Source organism: Alcanivorax profundi, from assembly GCF_003597125.1.
Taxonomy (GTDB): Bacteria; Pseudomonadota; Gammaproteobacteria; order Pseudomonadales; family Alcanivoracaceae; genus Alcanivorax; species Alcanivorax profundi.
In genome coordinates this window covers 65369-85035 of sequence record NZ_QYYA01000005.1, presented here as the reverse complement: position 1 = coordinate 85035, position 19667 = coordinate 65369, and the positions used below count along the sequence as shown (strand labels likewise).

Here is a 19667-nt window from a genome sequence, read left to right as displayed (position 1 = left end):
ACTGTTAACTATTCACTGCCTTTAGCGCGTGACCCATCAGTCCGAAGGGGAATCGCCACTAATTCTCTTTTCTGGCATAATCGCGCGCCTGTGCTGACTGGTGGGGTCCCATCAGTCCCTTTTGGTCTTGCCCGGTGGCAGTCATGGGCACGAGACCGGCACTGTTACCCGCAATGCGAACCCGGTGTGGCACACCTCGCCCACCACGGCTACGAGCCCAGGAATGACCATGACCGACCCGATTGTTTATAACGACCTCAGCCCGGCCCAGCTGGTAGAGCTGGCTGTCCAGCGCAACGAAGGCCGCCTGTCCGATACCGGCGCCCTGGTAGTGGAAACCGGCCACCGCACAGGTCGTTCCCCGATGGACCGTTACATTGTCGATGAGCCCAGCACCAGCGAGCACATCCACTGGGGCGCCATTAACCGCCCGTTCCCCGCTGACAAGTTCGACGCCCTGTGGGACCGTGTCGCCGCCGCCACCGCGGAAACCGACACCTTTGTTTCCCACCTGCACGTGGGTGCCGACGCGGATCATTACCTGGCCGTAAAAGTGACTGCGCAAACCGCGTGGCACAATCTGTTCGCCAATACCATGTTCATCCGCCCGGAGAAGTACAATCCGCGCAGCAAGGAAGAATGGCAGATCCTGCACGCCCCGCAGTTCCAGTGTGAGCCGGAGCGTGATGGCACCAATTCCGATGGCTGCGTGATCCTCAACTTCGCCCAGCGCAAGATCCTGATCGCCGGCATGCGTTACGCCGGTGAAATGAAGAAAGCCATGTTCTCCGTGCAGAACTTCCTGCTGCCGGAAAAAGACGTACTGCCGATGCACTGCTCTGCCAACGTGGGCGAAGACGGCGACGTGGCCCTGTTCTTCGGCCTGTCCGGCACCGGTAAAACCACCCTGTCCGCCGACCCGGCCCGTTATCTGATCGGCGACGATGAGCACGGCTGGGGCAAGGATGTGGTCTTCAACATCGAAGGGGGTTGCTACGCCAAGTGTATCGACCTGAGCCAGAAGAACGAGCCGGTTATCTGGGATGCCATCAAGTTCGGCGCGGTACTGGAAAACGTCATCATCAATGACGAAACCCGCACTGCCGACTATGCAGACGTCTCCCTGACCCAGAACACCCGTGCGGCCTACCCGCTGGAAAACATCGACAAGAAAGTCGACGAAAACCGTGCCGGTGAGCCCAAGCACATCATCTTCCTGACCTGCGACCTGACTGGTGTTCTGCCGCCTGTCTCCAAGCTGTCCAAGGAAGCCGCGGCCTACCACTTCCTGAGTGGCTACACCGCACTGGTGGGCTCCACGGAAATGGGCTCTGGTGGCGGCATCAAGAGCACCTTCTCTACCTGCTTCGGCGCACCGTTCTTCCCCCGTCGTGCCGGCGAATACGCCGAGCTGCTGATTAAGCGCATGGAAGAATTCGGCTCTACCGTCTACCTGGTGAACACCGGCTGGACCGGCGGCCCCTACGGTGAAGGCGAGCGTTTCAGCATCCCCACTACCCGTGGTGTGGTCAACGCCATCCTGTCCGGCGAGCTGGACAATGCCGAAACCGAGCACCTGGACATCATCAACCTGGACGTCCCCAAAGTCGTCCCCGGCGTCGACAGCAACCTGCTGCAGCCCAAGAACACCTGGGCCAACCCGGAAAACTACGAAGCACGCGCCCGCGACCTGGCCGAGCAGTTCGAAAAGAACTTTGCCGACAAGTACGCGGATGTGTCCGACGAGATCCGCGCCGCTGGCCCCAAGGCCTGAGTGGTGTGAATCGCTGAAAAAGCCCGCCACCGGCGGGCTTTTTCATTATCGCCCGGCACACAGACCCGTGTGCACGGGAAGATAGGGAATTTTCCGGTCTGGACCGAAGCACCACGCTGGCTCAGACTTTGCATTTCCGGCACAGGGAAGGTCTGCGCCGGCCGCCCCACAAGGGCCTGCCTTTGAAGAATAATTCAGAAACGACACATGAATTTGACTGGCTGCTCCACGCTAACCGGAGAGCCCGACAGGAGCTTCAATGAGCAAACCCAAAATTGTTGTCGTTGGCGGCGGTGCCGGCGGCCTGCCTCTGGTCACCAAACTGGGCCGCAAGCTCGGCCACAACGGCACAGCGGACGTCACCCTGGTGGATTCCTCCAGCATCCATGTCTGGAAACCGCGCTTTCATGAAGTCGCCACCGGCGCCATTGACGCGGACCTGGATGCGGTGGACTACCGCGCCCACGCCCAGCTTAATCATTACCGCTTTGAACCTGGCACCCTGACCCAGGTGGATACCGCCAGTCAGCAGCTGACCCTGGCGCCGCTGTTTGATGAACACGGCAAGGAAGTGCTGCCCGAGCGGACTCTCGACTACGACTACCTGGTGCTGGCCACCGGGAGCCAGAGCAACGACTTTGGCACCCCCGGGGTACGGGACAACTGCCTGTTCATGGACAGCCGCGCCCAGGCCGAGCGCTTTCGCGAGCGCTTCCTGAACGCCTGCCTGCACGCCAACTACGAAGGCAAGCCGGTGTCGGTTGCCATTGTCGGTGGCGGCGCCACCGGCGTGGAACTGGCCGCCGAGCTGCACCATGCCGTGTCCATGCTCAACTTCTATGGTCACGAGAAGCTGGACCGCAAGCACCTGCAGGTCGACATCATTGAAGCCGCCCCACGCATCCTGCCGGTCCTCAGTGAACGGGTCTCTGCCACCGCCACTGAACGGCTGGAAGCGCTGGGGGTGAAAGTGCGCACCGGCGTCATGGTGTCCGAAGCCACGGAAGAGGCGTTCGTGCCCAAAGCTGGCGACCCCATCAAGGCCGACTTGCTGGTCTGGGCGGCTGGGGTAAAGTGCCCACAATGGTTGGGGCAGATTGAGGGCCTGACCACCAATCGTATCAACCAGGTGGAAGTGGAACCGACGCTGCAAGCCAAGGGCCACAAGAACATCTTCATCATTGGCGACGCGGCCTTCCTGATTCCGGAAGGGGCAGAGCGACCGATCCCCCCGCGAGCCCAATCCGCCCAGCAAATGGCCCAACACGTGGCGCGCAGCCTTCAGCAATTACTGATGCACCGCGAGCCCCGACCGTTCGAATACAAGGATCACGGCTCGCTGGTCTCCCTGTCCAACTACAGCTCGGTGGGCATGCTGATGGGCAACCTGAAAGGCGGTAACTTCTTTGTGGAAGGCTGGCTGGCCCGGATGATGTACATCAGCCTGTACCGGATGCATCAGGCCGCGCTCTACGGCTGGCCACGCACCATCATGTTGCTGATCGCCGGTCGCTTCAACAAACTGGTACGCCCGCGACTCAAGCTGCACTAAACCCCCCCACGCTCCTGCGGCCTAACACACCCTGCCGCAGGAGCGTCGCTGGCGGCGCGAATAACCGGCGCTCCTGCGGTGAAATCTTGGCAGCCACCTCCCACCCCCGCTACACTGCCCGGGGTTCATGGGCGACGGTGGTTCGATGATAGACGCGCTTCTATACTGGTTCGGCATTCTCAAACGCAGCGTCACCCTGTGGCTGGAAGGCAATGCTGGCAGTTACGCCGGATCACTGGCCTTTTTCACCCTGTTCTCCATTGCCCCGGTCATCATTCTTGCCGTCAAGGTCATTTCACTGGTAATGACCAGCGACGCGGCCATGACTGAGATCCTGTCCCAGCTGGAAAGCACCATCGGCCCCGCCGCCACAGAAGAAGTCCGCAACGCCATCGCCAACACTCAGGCTCCCCGCCAGGGCATGCTGGCAGGGGTACTCAGCCTGTTGGTGATGGTAGTGGGAGCCACTACCGTGTTTGCCCAGATGCAACGCTCCATGAACTCCATTTGGGAGGTCATGCCCAAGCCTTCCCGCAACACCATCATTGCACTGATCAAAAGCCGCCTGCTGTCACTGACCGTGGTGGTGTCATTGGGGTTCGTGCTGCTGGTGTCGCTATTGCTGAATGTGGTTGTGCAATCCCTGCTGGTCTATGCAGAGCATTGGCTGCCTTTTCACGGTGGCCTCGCGGTGGCCCTGGAAATGCTGGTATCTCTTGGGGTTATTGCCTTGCTGTTCGGCACCATGTTCCGGGTGCTCCCCGACGTGATGCTGGGTTGGCGGGATGTGATGCCAGCGGCCCTGATCACTGCAGTGTTGTTCTCTGTGGGGCGCGCCCTGATCGGGTTATACCTGGCACACACCGCCACCGCCTCAACCTACGGCGCTGCGGGCTCATTGGTCGTACTACTGATGTGGGTTTATTACTCCTCAATGATCCTGCTGTTTGGCGCGGCCCTGACCCGGGCCCATTGCGAAGCACGGCAGCATCACGTCAAGGCACGCAGCACCGCTATTCGGGTCAAGCGGGAGTGGCTTCAATAATCCCTTCCCTTTCAAATTTTACTTCACCACTACTGCCCCGTGACTCAAGGAGCGGTATCCTTTCTCCCCCCTGTCCCATCGATGTCGAGTCATGGAGCGAACGTCCTCATCATGAAACCGCTGCTGAATCTCTTTGCTATCGCACCGCTACTGCTTCCCTGCACAACCTGGGCGACCAGCCAAACCGACACAAAAACGCTCAGCGAAGAGGACTTCCAACTCTGCCTGGGCGAACTGCGTGCCGAGGCCACCCAGCAAGACATTCCTGCCCAGACCATCAGCCAGTATCTCAAGGACATCCAACTCAACCCCAAAGTTATTGAGCTGGATCGCAGCCAGCCGGAATTCACCAGCAGCTTTGCCGATTACTACACCCGGCGAGTCAGTGACACACGCATTGAAACCGGGCGCAAGAAGTACCAGGCACTGCAGCCGCTGCTGCAACGGCTGACACGCGAGTACGGTATCCCCGGCCACTATCTGGTGGCGTTCTGGGGGCTGGAAACCAACTACGGCGGCTACCTGGGTTACATTCCCACTCTGGATGCCCTCGCCACCCTCGCCTGCGAAGGACGGCGGGGAGAGTACTTCAAGGGAGAGCTGTTCAATGCACTGCGCATCCTGCAAGAGGGCGATGTGGAACGGGACATCATGAAGGGGTCCTGGGCCGGCGCCATGGGACAGACCCAGTTCATGCCCGCGATCTTTCTCCAGTACGCCCTTGATGACGACGGCGATGGCCGCCGCAATCTGTGGGAAAGTGAGCGCGATGCGCTAGCCTCCGCCGCCAACTTCCTGCGCGGGCTCGGCTGGCAGCGCGAAGAGCGCTGGGGGCGCGAGGTCTCCCTGCCTGAGGAGTTCGACTTCCAGCTCACCGGCTTTGCCAACCAGCGGCCGCTGAGCGAATGGGCGCGTCTGGGTATCACCTTGCCGGGCGGCGCCGCCTTGCCGGTCGCCGACCTTGAGGCTGCGGTCATCGTGCCCTCGGGGCACAACGGCCCTGCCTTTCTCGCCTACGGAAACTTTCGCGTGATCATGGGCTGGAATCGTTCCGAATCCTACGCGATTGCGGTGGGCCGACTGGCCGACCGTATCGCCGGTGGCGGCGCCCTGCACCAGGCACCCGTGCCAGCACCACGCCTGAACCGTGAGCAGGTCAGCAAGCTACAGGAAACCCTCAACCAATTGGGACATGACGCGGGCGACGTGGACGGTCTGCTTGGTCCGGGGACACGCAAGGCGCTGGCCCGCTACCAGCAGGCCAACGGCATGGTTGCCGACGGCTTTCCGGATCAGGATGTGCTCACTCACCTTGGTATCCTGCCCTGAGAGGCCACGAAAACACATAAGGCAACCCCAGCGGACAAGGCCTCTCCTGCCCGGCATGATGATCACGGGCCAAGGCGTGGTGAGGGCTGCCTTTCCGAGGTTTTATCTGTCACAGACGCATGGCATTCTTTGAATCACATTCGATTCGGAGTCTGTCATGCGCCTCACCCCCGCCCCGCTTCTCACCACCCTGCTGGCCAGTCTGGCCGTGACAGCCTGCGCCGACACGGCCGCTACTCTGGAAGCACAACGCGACGATAGCGTCACCGCCACCGAAATCAGCAATGGCCTCCATCATCCGTGGTCGCTTGGCTTTGTCTCCGAGAGCGAGTGGCTCATTACCGAGCGGCGCGGCACATTACGTCGGGTGCTGTCCGGCACCTTGCAGGACGCCCCCGTAGAAGGCGTGCCTGAGGTGGTCGCCGTGGGCCAGGGCGGACTGTTCGATGTGCTCCCGCACCCGGACTTTTCCGATAACCAGCGCCTGTACCTGAGCTATGCCAAACCCTGCGGCGATGGCGGTGGCACCACCGCCGTGGGTTACGGCATCTATGACGCGGGCACCCTGAAAGAGTTTCAGGATATCTATGTGGCAGAAAAGTCCTGCACCAATACGGCCAAGCATTTTGGCGGCCGCATCCTGTTTGATAACGATGGCTACCTGTTTTTAACCATCGGTGATCGTGGTGAGCGCGAGCGTGCACAAGATACCCATGACCCCGCCGGCAGTCTTCTGCGACTGCACGACGACGGCCGGATTCCTGCCGACAACCCGCTGGCAGGCCAAGACGGCAAGGCCACGGAAATCTGGAGTTGGGGGCACCGCAATCCACAAGGGCTGGCGCTCCATCCCGGCACCGGCAAACCCTGGTTAAACGAACACGGGCCCCGTGGCGGTGATGAGATCAACGCACCGGAACCCGGCGTTAATTACGGCTGGCCAGTGATTACCTACGGGCGAGAATATTACGGCCCCAGCATTGGTAAAACCGAGCAAACCGGCATGGCGCAACCGCTGCTGCACTGGACACCCTCCATTGCGCCCGCGGGCATGGCATTCATCATCAGCGATCGCTATCCACACTGGCAGGGCAATGTGGCCAGCGGAGCGCTGAAACTCACCCACCTGAATCTGGTCGAGTTCGACGGCAATCAACCGCGCCGGGAAATGCGAGTACTGGAAGGCCGCAACGAACGCATTCGCGACGTTCGCGCGGGTCCTGACGGCTACCTGTACCTGCTTACCGACAGCGACAACGGCAAACTGCTGAGAGTCGACCCAGCGAAGCAGGCCTTAACACTCGGTCACAAAACCCATGGGTTCCGTGACTGAGAGGCACCAGCGACAAACAGAGTTGCACTGAGGTGCCAACTATCCTGTTCCCTGTTATCCGAGCATTCATATAACAACCTGAATCGACAGATTCAGATTCGGAACAGGAAAGGACCATGCACGTTTCGTCTTTTCGAGCCAGTCACTGGCTCGTGGCTACCTGTCTTGCCGTTTCACTGCAGCTGACCGCCTGTGGAGGGGAAGATAGCAATCGCTCCTCCAGCACGGCCCGCGCCCCTGCGCAGGGCACCCCCACCGACACCCCCACTGGCAATGCTCCGCCAACGCCAGCGGCACCGTCTGATGAGGTTAACCTGACATGGCCGCAAGCCTATCAACGTGATGCCGACTACCCCGGCACAGCGAATCTGCCCCAACAGCTCATAACCCTGCGTGACGGTATTCGTCTGGCCGCAACCGTGACCCTTCCTGCGGACGAAAATGGCAATCCGGCCGTGGGTCCGTTTCCGGTCATCGCCACCTTTACCGGGTACAACCAGTTTTACTCAGCAGGCGCATTTGCCGATACCGCACTGGTACAGCGCGGCTACGCTTACATTACGGTAGACATGCGCGGCACTGGCGCGTCGGAAGGCAGCTGGCAGGCCTTCAGCCAGATTGATCACGATGACATTGCCGAGCTGGTGCAGTACATCAAGATGCAGCCCTGGAGTAACGGCAGCATTGCCATGAACGGTGCTTCCTATATGGGGATTACTGGCCTGCTGGCTGGCGCCACAGCCGACCCGGCAGTGAAGGCCATTTTCGCGGTTGTTCCCATGGGAGACGCCTACCGTGATGTGGTATTCAGCGGCGGACAGGTCAATGCCGGTTTTATCCCGCTTTGGGTAACCCTGGTGACAGGGCTGAGCCTGATCCCGACACCGGTGGGCTTTGACAATAACGACCCCGGCTACAGCCTCACCACGCTACTCCAGCATTTGCAGGGGGCGCTGCTTGATTTTCAACTGCCCGTGGTGGCCGGAGCCGTGATAGGTGATGAGAACAAGTTCGACACCGAGTTCTGGCGCATCCGCTCCCCCCTTGAGAAGGTCGACCAGATCCGTGCACCCACTTTTGTCGTGGGCGGCCTGCACGACATTTTTCAACGGGGCGAACCACTGATTTATGAAGGACTCAAGGATCACACCAATGCCAAGCTGCTGATTGGCCCCTGGACCCATCTGCAAGGCTCCTTTGGTGAAGGGCTGCCCGCGGACGGGGTGCCGGATCTTGCCAGCATTCGGCTGGCCTGGTTCGACCACTACCTCAAGGGCATGGACACCGGTGCCGAGGACTACCCTCCCGTCACCCAGTTCTACAAAGGCGCCGAGCGTTACCAGACTGCGGCCGACTGGCCACACCCGGAGGCCCATGCGCAGACCTTCTACCTGCATGGCAAACCCCTCTTGCCGCAGCTGGGCACGATTACCCAGCAGCCCCCCGCTGCCAGCTACCAAACCTCACTGCTGCAAACACCCCTTAACGGCCTGTGCTCTGCCAGCGCCAGCCAGTGGACCGCGGGTGTACTGGGCATGATCACTCCACCCTGTGCCGAACAGGACAATGTGGTGAACCTGTTGGAGGCGGTCTACACCAGCGCTCCGCTCACCGAACCCATGGTCATCAATGGTCCGATCACCGGACAGATCTGGGCATCCACCACCGCATTCGACACGAACGTCACCGTGCGCATCAGCCGCGTGGATGAAAACGGTATCGCCCGCCCACTGACCCATGGCATTCAGATGGCATCCATGAGCGCTAACGATCCGGAACGGGCCCGCTATCTGGATGACACACTGATCCAGCCCTGGCACCCCTACAGTGAAGCCAGTCAACGTCCCATCACCCCCCTCGAGCCATTCCTCGCGGACGTGGAGGTTCTCCCCACCAGTGCCGTGATCGCGGCAGGGGAGCGACTGCGTGTCAGTGTGGGTGCCAGTGATCTGCCCCATGGCATCAGCCCGCTACCCGATCTGCTGGCCAGTCTGCTCGGCGCACTTACCATCTACAGCACCCCAACCCTGCCCTCACGGGTCAATATCCCACTGGTTCCAGTGGCTGAGGCACAGTAACGGCAAACCGTTCGTAACGCGGAAAGGAGAAAGGGAGTGGCTGAAGCCACTCCCCGGCTGGGCCGCGAGACAACGCGGCCCGGATATTTACCTAGAAGCGACTGATGAAGCCCAGGTTAATGGTGGTGAGATCAAAATCATCGTCATCATCCAGCTGCACCCACTCGGCATAGAGCGCAGCGGTGTCACTGAGATTGATGTCCACACCCGCACCGTAGGACGGATCACTGGCGGTCACCTCTTCGGTCTCACGGAATGTGGTGGACCCCAGCAGTGAGCTGGTCGTGACTTCAGTGGTGATCTCTGCCTGGGCACTGGAATGCCCGAGCAGCACATAAGGTGCCACGGGTTGGCGACGGTCCAGCCCTACCTTCACGTAGGCTCCCACCAGCCATTCCGGATCCACTGTGACCGAAGCCGCTCCCTCTTCCAGAGAGTCGTCATCGATACCGTAACCCAGCCGCCCCTCAAGGGCGACGTAGGGATTTACCTGTACCCCGAAACGGGTCTGCAACCCGGCTGGCTCAATGTCATCCCCGTCCGTTTCCTGGTTCAACATGCTGTAGTGGAAACCAAAGTAGCCATCCTGAGTGTAGGTATCCTCGGCAAAGGCCGGGGCATGCAGCGCGATCAGCGCCAGCGGTATCACTTTTTTCATTGTCTAACTCCCTGATTATTCAACATCGACTAACAGGGTAGAGCACTGTCACTCGAGGTTGGCGGTTTCGGATAATAAGTGCAATTGGTAAGAGAGAGGCCAGCTGGTAGAGTTCGCGCCTCTCCCGACCAAGAGAAAAGCACTGATGAGCTACAACCAGCTCACCGAAAACGAACTATACCAGATTTATATCCTGAAAAAAGCAGGCTACTCACAAGTCGATATTGCAGAGAAGCTGGAGCGCCACCCTTCTACGATCAGCCGGGAGCTGCGCCGCAACAACGGGCTAAGGGGCTATCGGCCAGGTCAGGCGCAGAAGATGACGGATGCTAGGCGGAATGAGGCCGGCAAAGCCAGGAAAGTCACCGATGAGGTGCGAAACAAGATAGAAATCTTGATCCGTCAGGAACTGAGCCCCCAGCAAGTTGGTGATTATCTAAGAAGGCGCAAAATCGTATCGCTGCACCATGAGACGATCTATCAACTGATCTATGCTGACAAGGCCAATGGCGGAGACTTGTACACACACCTTCGGGTCGCATCAAAGCCCTACCGCAAGCGTTACGGCAGCAATGATCGGCGTGGGAAGATCAAGAACAGCGTGAGCATTGATGAGCGCCCTGCGGTGGTTGATCGGGGCAACCGAGTCGGCGACTGGGAAGGTGACACGGTCATCGGCAAAGGGCGCAAAGGGGCGTTGTTGACGATGGTTGAGCGCAAGACCTTGTACACAGTGATCGTGCGACTGACAGGGAAGAAAGCCGATTTGCTGGCCGATGCAGCGGTGTCTCATATGTCGTCAATCAAGGGCAAGGTCAAAACGATCACTTTCGACAACGGGTTGGAATTTGCCGGGCATGAGGAAATTGCAAAAGGACTGGCAGCGGATGTGTATTTCGCCCATCCGTATGCCTCGTGGGAACGAGGAATTAATGAAAACACTAACGGCCTTATCCGCCAGTACTTTCCCAAGGGTACAGACTTCAGCGAGGTAACGGATGCACAGGTTCAATTTGTCATGGACAGATTGAACAGTAGACCAAGAGCAACCCGAGGTGGCCGGTCGCCAAACGAATTATTTATGGGGCGGCGAGATGATTTACTCGCCGCGTAAATGGATTGCGGTTATTACTTGAAACCGAGGTTCATAAAAGCTTCGAAAAATTCGGTAAAAGTCTGTAATTGAAAAGGAAAAAAAGGCGACGCCGCCAGCGAAAGACAAAAAAAAGGCCGCACAAAGGTGCGGCCCAACGACCTGTGCCAGGGGGCAGCAGGTTATCGGCATTCACAACACGTCACGGAACGGCCAGCAGTGGCAGAACCTGCATGATGGAATCAGCGGAAATTTGTAGGGGGTATGAAAACAATACGGGGCATTTCCCCGCTAGCCAGACAGGTCATAATGAGCTCTCCCAAGTCCTTTTGTTCGCTCTCGGCCAGCTTGTAATACATTGTTTTCAGGCCGTTGTCGTAATTCTTGATAGCATTTATGTGCAGTGCCGCGTGTAAACACAATCCCTTGCCTGCGGCTACAGGCCAAGCGGTCGATTTCTCCGGGTTTCCGGTTGAAATTCCACCACGAATGGACTTCATTGATACCGAGAATGCGCCGCTTGAACGGCACAAACTGTGAAAAGCATCACACTCAACAAAACAGAACAAATCATTTCCAACAGGTAACAGTGCAGGCCGCCCGAAGCCGGGCACCCGGCCTCCCCTTACCGTACCCCGGCAGACAACGACTCTGGCTGCACGAACTGGCCTGTTACCGGGAAGCGTACCGTCACCAGCAAACCACCGTGGGGATGATTGGCAAGACTCATTTCGCCGTGGTGCATGTCCACAATACGCTTGACGATGGCCAGCCCCAGGCCGCTACCACTGAGCGTGCGGGCCTTCTCCCCGCGAGAAAAGGGCTGCAGCAATAACGGGATATCCTCTTCCTTCACGCCTTTGCCGTGATCCCGCAAGGTCAGCACCACCACGTTGTCTTCCACCGCAGTGCGGATTTCCACAGGCGACGCGCCATACTTGAGCGCATTACCGATCAGGTTGGCCAGCATGCGCTTCACCGTCAGGCGCTTGAGCATCATGCGCGGCAGGTCATCCAACTGAAAACGCAGCTGCTCTGCCGGGTATTTCCCCGCCACTTCCTGGATCAGCCCGTTGAGGTTCTCGAAATCCGGGGTTTCATCCGCGCCGTCGCGGATAAAGGCAATAAACTGGTCGAGGATGGCATCCATGTCCTCGATATCCTCAATGATGCCTTTGGCCAGCTCGTCATCCTGCATGAACTCTGCTGACAATCGCAGCCGGGTAAGTGGTGTGCGCAGATCATGGGACACCCCGGCCAGCAGCAGCGCACGGTCGCGCTGAGCCTGCTGCAAATCACTGGTCATGCGGTTGAAGGCCGCATTTACGGCCTGGATTTCTTCCGGGCCAATGGTGGTATCGAGCACCGGCACAGCTTCTCCACGTCCCACTTTCAATGCAACGCGGGCGAGACGCCGCAGTGGCAGGTTGAGCCCCCGTGCGATCAGCAAGCCACCAATGATGGCCAGCAGCGGCACGGTCACCCCCCAGCCCAGTAACAGGTAGCGATCATAGTCGCGAAAGAACTCCATCGGCACCCGCAGCCAGCGCCCCTCAAACGAAGGAGCGCTGACCCAGAGCACCGGCTGGCGACTGTCTTCCAGCCTGACCGTAACCGTTTCGTTGAGGCGCTCTTCCAGTTCTTCGCGAAAACGGCTGACCACTGGCTGCGATAGCAGCATAGTGCCCTCATGCAGGTTCTTCGGTTTTGCCACTTCGATCCTGGTGGCATTGGCCAGGCGACCAGCCAGACGATTGTCGTCCTGCCCGTCGGCACTGAAAGCCAGCTCAGCCTGCAGAACCGTTAGCCTGGCATACTCACGGATTCCGGGCAGGTAGGCGTTGCGGGCGAAGAACCACAATGTGAGCGCCTGACTGATACCGATCACCAGTCCGACCACAATGGCAGAACGGACGAAGGCGGTGCGGGGGTAAAATGTCATCATCTCTCGCAGCAACGCTCGCGGACATTAATCGGGGACAAACACATAGCCCACCCCCCAGACGGTCTGGATATAACGGGGCTTGGAGGGATCGTCCTCCAACAGGCGACGCAGACGGGAAACCTGAACGTCAATGGAGCGCTCCATGGCCGACCATTCTCGCCCCCGCGCCAGGCTCATGAGCTTGTCACGGGTAAGGGGTTCGCGGGGATTCTGTACCAATGCCTTGAGCACGGCGAATTCGCCGGTAGTCAGCCCCTGCGGGTCACCTTCCCGGGCGAGAGTACGGTTAGCCAGATCCAGCTCCCAGGGTCCGAAGGCCACTCGTCCCTCTTCCTTGCTCGGCGCCCCCGGCACTTCACGAATATGACGACGCAGCACCGCACGGATACGCGCATCCAGCTCACGCGGATTGAATGGCTTGGGGAGATAATCGTCCGCCCCGGCATCGAGCCCTTCAATACGCTCGGCATCATCCCCCTTGGCGGTAAGCATGATGATGGGCATGGCGTTCTCTGCCTCCCGAAGGCGTCGACAAATCGACAAGCCGTCTTCGCCCGGCAACATCAAATCCAGTACCATCAACGAATAGATTTCACGGGACAGGGCGCGATCCATTTGTTCAGCATCGCCCACTGCCTTGACGGCATAACCGGCTTCTTCAAGGAACCGTTGCAGCAGGCTGCGCAGGCGCGCATCGTCATCCACAACGAGGATCTTGTCTTGTTGGTCGCTCACAGGTCCTCCCGGTTGCCCCGCCGATACTGGCGCAGGCATTGAAATCAGCTATTTTCAGGAAATTCAGGGTCTGATTTACGCATTATGCAGTGAACGTGCAAGAAAATGGCCTGACCAGATTGTATAAAAACATTGCCGTGGCGGGATGATGGATCATGGGCAAGCCGCGCGACACGCTCTAGGCGCCCCTCGAAGAAGTCGTTACAGTACGCCACCTGAGAATCATTATCGATAAGGGATTCACCTTGCGCGAGCGCCTGAAACAGATTCCACCGGTTCCCCGTGTCATCATTGGCACTTTGGTCACCATCCTGCTTCTGTCGGTATTCAAACCGGCAGCCGATACCCGTGACACCCCGCAGCACTACGACCGGGTGCGTTTTGTGTTGGCAGACCCCGCTTCCCGCTCCCCGCAGATACAACTGTTTGGCCGCGTCCAGTCCCCGCGTGCCGCCAGCCTGACCGCCGTGGTAACGGCCAATGTTGCCGACATCCCGGTACGCTCAGGCAATCGCGTCAGCGAGGGTGAGCTGCTGATCCAGTTGGACGACACCGAGACCGCCCTCGCCCGCGACCGAGCCAAAGCCAGCCGCGATGAGGCCAAAGCCCAGCTGCAAACCACTCGATTGCGCTTCAACAGCGACAAGGAAAACCTGGCGCTGGAACAAAAGCTGGCACAACTGGCTGCCAACAACCTGGAGCGACTGGCGTCATTGCGCGGCAAGAAACTGGTTTCTCAAATCCAACTGGATGAAGCAGAAGAAGCCAAGGCCCGCGCGGATCTGTCACTTGCCCAGCGTCAACTCAGCGTCAGCGATTACCGCAATGAACTGGCCCGAATGGAAGCGCGCCTTGCCAGTGCAGAAGCCCAACTCAAACAAGCCGAGATGGATCTCGCTCGCACCCGCGTGATAGCCCCCTTCGACGGCACGATTACCAATGTGGCCGTGGCCCCCGGCGAGCGGGTGCGCCCCGGAGAACTCCTGATAAGCCTGTTTGCCGACACCGAACTGGAAGTGCGCGCGCAGATTCCCGAGCGACACCTTCCCGCCGTTCGCGACGGGTTGCTGCAGGGCGTATTGACCGCCAGCACCATACTGGAAGGCCGCACCCTGCCACTCAAGCTGAAACGTCTCGCCGGTGACGCCGCTGACGCCCGGGGAGGCATCGATGGCCTGTTTGAATTTACCGGTGGCGTCCCGTCTGCAGCGCTGGGCAGGCCCATCACCATTACCCTCACCCTGCCAGCCAGAGAGAATTTGCTGGCCCTGCCCGCGACGGCGCTCTATGGGCTGAACCGGCTTTACCTCATCGACAACGACAATCGTCTGCAACGCACTCCGGCCACCATTGTGGGTGAAGCCATGGACAGCGGGCAGTCACTGTTACTGCTCAAGGCGCCCGAACTCCATGGCGGGGAACGCGTGATGATCACACAGCTTCCCCAGGCCATCGTGGGCCTGTCTGTGGAGCCACAGCCAGCCCCCGGCAGCAATGCCGACACCCCCTCTCTTGCTCCGGAAGAAAGTGACCCAGCAGGAGAAGGACAGTGAGCGAATCTCGCGGTCTGATTGCCAGCTTCACCGAACACAAGGTTGCCGCCAATTTGCTCATGATCCTGATGCTGCTACTCGGTGGCCTGGGACTAATGCGGCTCAACACCCAGTTGTTTCCCAATTTCGAATTCGATTTTATTTCTGTCTCTATCCCCTGGCGGGGAGCCAGTCCGGAAGACGTGCAACGCTCCATTACCATCCCGGTAGAGCAAGCCATTCGGACACTGCCCAACACCAAGAAGCTCATCGCCCGTTCACAGCAAGGCATGTCCCTGCTGTTCATCGAGCTGGAAGACGGTACCGATCTGGGGCTCGCACTGGATGATGTCCGCCAACGCATCGACTCGGTACGCAACCTGCCCCAGGACGCTGAACGTCCCGTCATCCAGAAAATAACCAACTACTCACTGGTCACCTCGATTCTGGTCTCCACCCAGAATGGCACTCTCGAAGAATTGCGCCCACTGGTGCGCAAGATGGAAGACGAACTGCTGGCCCAGGGGATCGGAAAGGTCGAGTTCATCGGCCTGCCCGAAGAAGAAATGGCAATCCAGATACCGGCCAGCACCCTTCACGATCTGCGCATGACCCTGGGCGACATCAGCAGCAGGGTTCGCAATTTCAGCCAGGATACTCCCGCCGGCACCATTGGCCGGGATGATGCCGCCAAGCAGCTTCGGGCATTGGGCCAACGTCGAGACGAAAAAACCTTTGCCGGGCTACCCCTGCTCACCACCGCAAATGGCCAGCAGCTCTCCTTGGGAGACGTGGCGATCATCGAGCGTCGGCCGCGAGATGACCAGGCAACCCTGACATATCGCGGCAATCCGGCCATCGAGCTGCAGGTTATGCGTGGCGAAGACGGCGACATGCTTGATTTGGCGGAAAAGGTGCATGAGTGGGGCGATCAGTACCAGCACACCCTCCCGGAAGGGGTGAAGATGACGTTCTATTTCGAGGCATGGAAATTGGTGGAAGAACGGATTTCCACCCTGCTCTGGAACGGCATTTCGGGACTGTTACTGGTCGTCGCCACCCTCTATTTTTTCCTCAATGCCAGGGTTGCCTGGTGGGTCATGCTGGGTATTCCGGTTTCGTTCATGGCCACGCTGGGTCTGGTCTGGCTGTTTGGCGGCACCATCAACATGATCAGCCTGTTCGGGCTGATCCTGGCCCTGGGGATCATTGTCGACGATGCCATTGTGGTAGGCGAGGATACCCTGACGCACCTACAGCAGGGCGAATCCGCCACCCGTGCAGCCCTGGGCGGTGCCCGCCGCATGTTCTGGCCCGTAGTCGCCTCCAGCACCACCACCATCGCCGCCTTCCTGCCCCTGGGAATGATGAGCGGCGCCATGGGCAAGATCGCCTTTGACGTACCCTTCGTGATGATCTGCGTCATTATGGCTTCGTTGCTGGAATGTTTTCTGGTCCTGCCCGGCCATCTTCACCACAGCTTCCGTGGCGTACAGATCAAGGCCAGCGGCATGCGCAAGCGCATCGACGACGGCTTCGACCGGTTACGCGAAGAACGCTTTCGCCCACTGGTGGAATGGGCCATCCGCAACCGTCATCTGGTAACCGTTTCCGCGATCTGCGCGTTTGTGCTGGCTCTAACCGTGGTATCCACCGGCTGGCTCAAATTCACCTTTTTCCCCAATGTCGACGGAGATCAATTGCGCGCCGTGGTGGAATTCTCCTCCGGCACTGATCGCAAGCAGGTCGACCAGTTCCTCAAACAACTGGAACAGAAACTGGATGAAGCCAACGAAGAACTGGGGGGACATCTGGTACAGACGGTTATCAGCCACCATGGTGCTGCAGCGGGCTTCCCCAACCCCGGGGGCAGGCAGGACAAGTTCGGCGACGAATATGGCACCCTGGTCGTGGAAGTGTATGTCGGTGCCGACCGTGACATTAGCAACGAGACCCTGATCAAGACCTGGCGTGACAAGCTCTCCCTGCCGCCTGGCCTGGACCAACTCAGCATTTCGCAACCGGAAGCGGGCCCTCCCGGGAAGCCTATCGAGGTCAAGCTGACCGGCTCAGACGCCCCCATTCTCAAGGAAGCCTCACTGCAACTACAGGAACGTTTGCTGACGTTTTCCGGGGTCAGCAACGTGGACGACGACCTGCCCTACGGCAAGGAACAATTGACGTTCCAGCTCACCCCCCAGGGGCGCGCACTGGGACTGACTCTCAATGATGTCGCCAGCCAGTTACGGGCGGCCTTTGATGGCAGCCTCGCGCAACTTTATAACGAAGAAGACAATGAAATCGAAGTCCGGGTCATGCTGCCGGATAGCGAACGCCGTCACTTCAGTGCTATCGAGCGGCTGCCCGTGATCACCCCCCAGGGCGAAGCAATCCCCCTGCGCGACGTGGTGCACTTCGAAGCCCGTCAGGGAGTAGACCTGCTGCGCCGGGTGAACGGCGAACTGGCGGTGACGATTTACGCCGACCTGGACCCGGAGCAGGGCAATGCCAATGAGATCATAGCCTCGCTCAACAACGGCATTCTGCCGGAGCTTCAGGCCAAATACGGTATCGGCATCGGTTACGAAGGCAAACTGCAGGAACAGGCCGACAACCTGCGTGATATGGCGACCGGTGCACTCCTTGGCCTAGCCATTATCTACATCGTGCTGGCCTGGGTATTCAGCTCCTATTCGTGGCCACTGGCGATCATGACGGCCATTTTCTTCGGGCTCACCGGGGCAGTGATTGGCCACCTTTTCGTCGCCCCCTTTGGCATTCATTTCTCCATGTTTTCCGCCATGGGCCTGTTCGGCCTGTCGGGCATTATCGTCAACGACTCCATCGTTCTGGTGAGCTTTTATCAACAACTGGTCGCCGAGGGCATGGAGCGCTTCCAGGCAATCGTGGAAGCCTGCGTAAGGCGCTTGCGGGCAGTCCTGCTGACCTCCATTACCACCGTTGCCGGCCTGACCCCCATGCTCTTCGAGACCTCCCTGCAGGCACAATTTCTTAAACCCATGGCCGTGAGCATCGTTTTCGGCCTGTTTTTCGGCACCGCCCTCATCCTTCTGGTTGTCCCCGCCATGCTGATGATCATCGAGGAACAACGGGATCATTTCCGTGGCATGGGCCAACGACTGGCTCCGGCCAACTGGGGGCATCTGGCCCAACAGGTGTGGCGTTTTGATCCGGTTCACTACCGCCAGCAACCCGGTCCGCAAGGGCTTGGAGGGCACCTCTGGTGGGTGATGATCTTCGCCCCCTTGCTGTTATTGATGATACTGGGCAAGTTACCGGTGCTACTGGAAACCGCCAGATCCGGGCCTCTCGCGCTGGCCATTCCTGTCGGGATCCTGTGGGCGCTGATGACCGGTCTTGGGGCGATATTCCTGTGGCAGTTATTGCGTCGCAAGAGACAGGCACCATACAGCGCCGCACGCTGGCTGCTCACAGTGGTGGCAGGGGGCCTGCTGATGGCCATGGTGGCACCGCTGGCCGGACCGGAAGGCAACCGTCTGGCGCTGGCCTTCTGGGGACAGGCGAAAACGACACTGTGGATTGCCCTGGTGTTGCTGCCACTGCTGTTCTGGACCCGGCGCAGCGCACACACGCTGACCCGCTAACCACGGCCCGTGAGCGACATTCTGCGTCACCTGAGTGCCAGAATTCGACAGCTTACCTTTATCCCGATGACTGCTATGATGCGGGATTGATAGAATTACACACATAAAAAAACAGAATTGGGCCGACCCGGACCGTAAAATACGTCGGCATTGAGGAGAGCAAGAGATGGCAAAAATTCTTGTGGTGGACGACTCCCCGACCCAACTGACCAACCTGGTCAAGATTGTCCAGGGCCAGGGCCATGAAGTCGTCACCGCCAGCAACGGTATGGAAGGGGTCGAAATCGCCCGCCAGGAAAAACCCGACCTGATCCTGATGGATGTGGTCATGCCTGAGCTTAACGGCTTCCAGGCCACCCGGAAGATCACCCGCGATCCCAGCACCGAAAACATCCCGGTCATTCTGGTGACCACCAAGGATCAGGAAACCGACAAGGTCTGGGGCGAACGCCAGGGCGCCTTTGGCTATGTGGTCAAACCCCCGGTGGAAGCCGAACTGGTGGCCATGATCAACAAGGCACTGGGCTAAGGAACCTCGGTATAACGCCTTGCGTGCTCAGTCTTTCCGGCTGGTTCGCCCCTCTTACTGGGTCAAAAGGTAAAGAGGGGCGCGATTTTGAAGGTGCATGTCCATCCATCGGCTCTTCGCCTTCGAAAGAAGCGCAACAACGAGTGCCGGCCTGCCTGGAAGACCCTACGTACCCTGACGAGCATAAAGGCGCGGCCTGGAAGCGCACATCTGCTGCGCCTTGCCTCCAGGAAAGGGAACCACCCTTACCGTCGAGACAAGACACAACAACTGCACGCTTCAGGACACGCTGAGCATGCAAGGTGCTATTCAGAGGCTCCTAACCCCCGTGAGCCGCTGAATCCAAGCCACAGCCACTTTTACAAGTCAATCTATCAACGACCGGAATCATTCCCTATGATTCCGGTCGTTTTGTTTTAAAAGCGTGCCTGCCCCAGC

14 protein-coding genes are annotated in these 19667 nt (G+C 59.2%); 10 read left to right on the top strand and 4 right to left on the bottom strand.

The window, feature by feature from the left end; all coding sequences use genetic code 11:
- The first annotated feature begins 229 nt into the window (after positions 1-229).
- The 6 genes from D4A39_RS14300 to D4A39_RS14275 all read left to right on the top strand — a co-directional run bounded on the left by D4A39_RS14300 (position 230) and on the right by D4A39_RS14275 (position 9111).
- On the top strand, positions 230-1774 hold the full coding sequence (locus D4A39_RS14300; RefSeq protein WP_022984664.1) for a phosphoenolpyruvate carboxykinase: 1545 nt from the start codon (positions 230-232) through the stop codon (positions 1772-1774).
- A 259-nt stretch (positions 1775-2033) separates the two neighbouring features.
- Entirely contained in the window at positions 2034-3326 is a 1293-nt protein-coding gene (locus D4A39_RS14295; protein WP_022984663.1) for an NAD(P)/FAD-dependent oxidoreductase, read from the top strand.
- A gap of 145 nt (positions 3327-3471) precedes the next feature.
- Positions 3472-4371, top strand: coding sequence for a YihY/virulence factor BrkB family protein (locus D4A39_RS14290; protein WP_022984662.1), 900 nt, complete (start codon positions 3472-3474; stop codon positions 4369-4371).
- A gap of 111 nt (positions 4372-4482) precedes the next feature.
- Positions 4483-5700: a lytic murein transglycosylase gene (locus tag D4A39_RS14285; protein ID WP_119918452.1), complete on the top strand. Its 1218-nt coding sequence runs from the start codon at positions 4483-4485 to the stop codon at positions 5698-5700.
- A gap of 157 nt (positions 5701-5857) precedes the next feature.
- A complete protein-coding gene (locus tag D4A39_RS14280; protein WP_022984660.1) occupies positions 5858-7033 on the top strand; it encodes a PQQ-dependent sugar dehydrogenase in 1176 nt (391 codons plus the stop codon).
- 116 nt (positions 7034-7149) lie between these two features.
- A complete protein-coding gene (locus tag D4A39_RS14275; protein WP_119918451.1) occupies positions 7150-9111 on the top strand; it encodes a CocE/NonD family hydrolase in 1962 nt (653 codons plus the stop codon).
- A 91-nt stretch (positions 9112-9202) separates the two neighbouring features.
- Here D4A39_RS14275 and D4A39_RS14270 read toward each other — a convergent pair whose 3' ends face one another.
- Positions 9203-9769: an outer membrane beta-barrel protein gene (locus D4A39_RS14270; protein WP_119918450.1), complete on the bottom strand. Its 567-nt coding sequence runs from the start codon at positions 9767-9769 to the stop codon at positions 9203-9205.
- A gap of 145 nt (positions 9770-9914) precedes the next feature.
- Between D4A39_RS14270 and D4A39_RS14265 the strand changes: the two genes are divergently transcribed.
- On the top strand, positions 9915-10883 hold the full coding sequence (locus D4A39_RS14265) for an IS30 family transposase (protein ID WP_119918449.1): 969 nt from the start codon (positions 9915-9917) through the stop codon (positions 10881-10883).
- 221 nt (positions 10884-11104) lie between these two features.
- Here the strand turns inward: D4A39_RS14265 and D4A39_RS17685 are convergent, their stop codons facing one another.
- Genes D4A39_RS17685 through ompR form a run of 3 tightly spaced genes read right to left on the bottom strand, consistent with a single transcriptional unit; the run spans position 11105 to position 13542 of the window.
- Entirely contained in the window at positions 11105-11476 is a 372-nt protein-coding gene (locus D4A39_RS17685) for a hypothetical protein (protein WP_147393928.1), read from the bottom strand.
- An 11-nt stretch (positions 11477-11487) separates the two neighbouring features.
- Positions 11488-12804: an ATP-binding protein gene (locus D4A39_RS14255; protein ID WP_119918498.1), complete on the bottom strand. Its 1317-nt coding sequence runs from the start codon at positions 12802-12804 to the stop codon at positions 11488-11490.
- 27 nt (positions 12805-12831) lie between these two features.
- Positions 12832-13542 carry an osmolarity response regulator transcription factor OmpR gene (gene ompR / locus D4A39_RS14250; RefSeq protein ID WP_022984656.1) on the bottom strand — a complete coding sequence of 237 codons (711 nt, stop codon included), beginning with the start codon at positions 13540-13542 and terminating at the stop codon, positions 12832-12834.
- A 245-nt stretch (positions 13543-13787) separates the two neighbouring features.
- On the opposite strand from ompR, the gene D4A39_RS14245 reads away from it, so the two are divergent.
- The 3 genes from D4A39_RS14245 (at position 13788) to D4A39_RS14235 (ending at position 19229) form a co-directional block, all read left to right on the top strand.
- Positions 13788-15095, top strand: a complete 1308-nt coding sequence (locus D4A39_RS14245; RefSeq protein WP_119918447.1) for an efflux RND transporter periplasmic adaptor subunit — start codon at positions 13788-13790, stop codon at positions 15093-15095.
- The gene (locus D4A39_RS14240; protein WP_119918446.1) at positions 15092-18700 is read left to right on the top strand and encodes an efflux RND transporter permease subunit; all 3609 of its coding nucleotides are present in this window, start codon (positions 15092-15094) and stop codon (positions 18698-18700) included. The genes D4A39_RS14245 and D4A39_RS14240 overlap by 4 nt, the downstream gene beginning before the upstream one ends.
- 166 nt (positions 18701-18866) lie before the next feature.
- A complete protein-coding gene (locus tag D4A39_RS14235) occupies positions 18867-19229 on the top strand; it encodes a response regulator (protein WP_022984653.1) in 363 nt (120 codons plus the stop codon).
- Positions 19230-19667: the final 438 nt, after the last annotated feature.

What these genes read in the sequence shown, in the direction of transcription:
- D4A39_RS14280 (WP_022984660.1), top strand. Translation starts at nt 5,858, where the DNA reads ATGCGCCTCACCCCCGCCCCGCTTCTCACCACCCTGCTGGCCAGTCTG.
- D4A39_RS14270 (WP_119918450.1), bottom strand. Translation starts at nt 9,769, where the DNA reads ATGAAAAAAGTGATACCGCTGGCGCTGATCGCGCTGCATGCCCCGGCC.
- D4A39_RS14290 (WP_022984662.1), top strand. Translation starts at nt 3,472, where the DNA reads ATGATAGACGCGCTTCTATACTGGTTCGGCATTCTCAAACGCAGCGTC.
- D4A39_RS14265 (WP_119918449.1), top strand. Translation starts at nt 9,915, where the DNA reads ATGAGCTACAACCAGCTCACCGAAAACGAACTATACCAGATTTATATC.
- D4A39_RS14285 (WP_119918452.1), top strand. Translation starts at nt 4,483, where the DNA reads ATGAAACCGCTGCTGAATCTCTTTGCTATCGCACCGCTACTGCTTCCC.
- D4A39_RS14295 (WP_022984663.1), top strand. Translation starts at nt 2,034, where the DNA reads ATGAGCAAACCCAAAATTGTTGTCGTTGGCGGCGGTGCCGGCGGCCTG.
- D4A39_RS14255 (WP_119918498.1), bottom strand. Translation starts at nt 12,804, where the DNA reads ATGACATTTTACCCCCGCACCGCCTTCGTCCGTTCTGCCATTGTGGTC.
- D4A39_RS14275 (WP_119918451.1), top strand. Translation starts at nt 7,150, where the DNA reads ATGCACGTTTCGTCTTTTCGAGCCAGTCACTGGCTCGTGGCTACCTGT.
- D4A39_RS14300 (WP_022984664.1), top strand. Translation starts at nt 230, where the DNA reads ATGACCGACCCGATTGTTTATAACGACCTCAGCCCGGCCCAGCTGGTA.
- D4A39_RS14235 (WP_022984653.1), top strand. Translation starts at nt 18,867, where the DNA reads ATGGCAAAAATTCTTGTGGTGGACGACTCCCCGACCCAACTGACCAAC.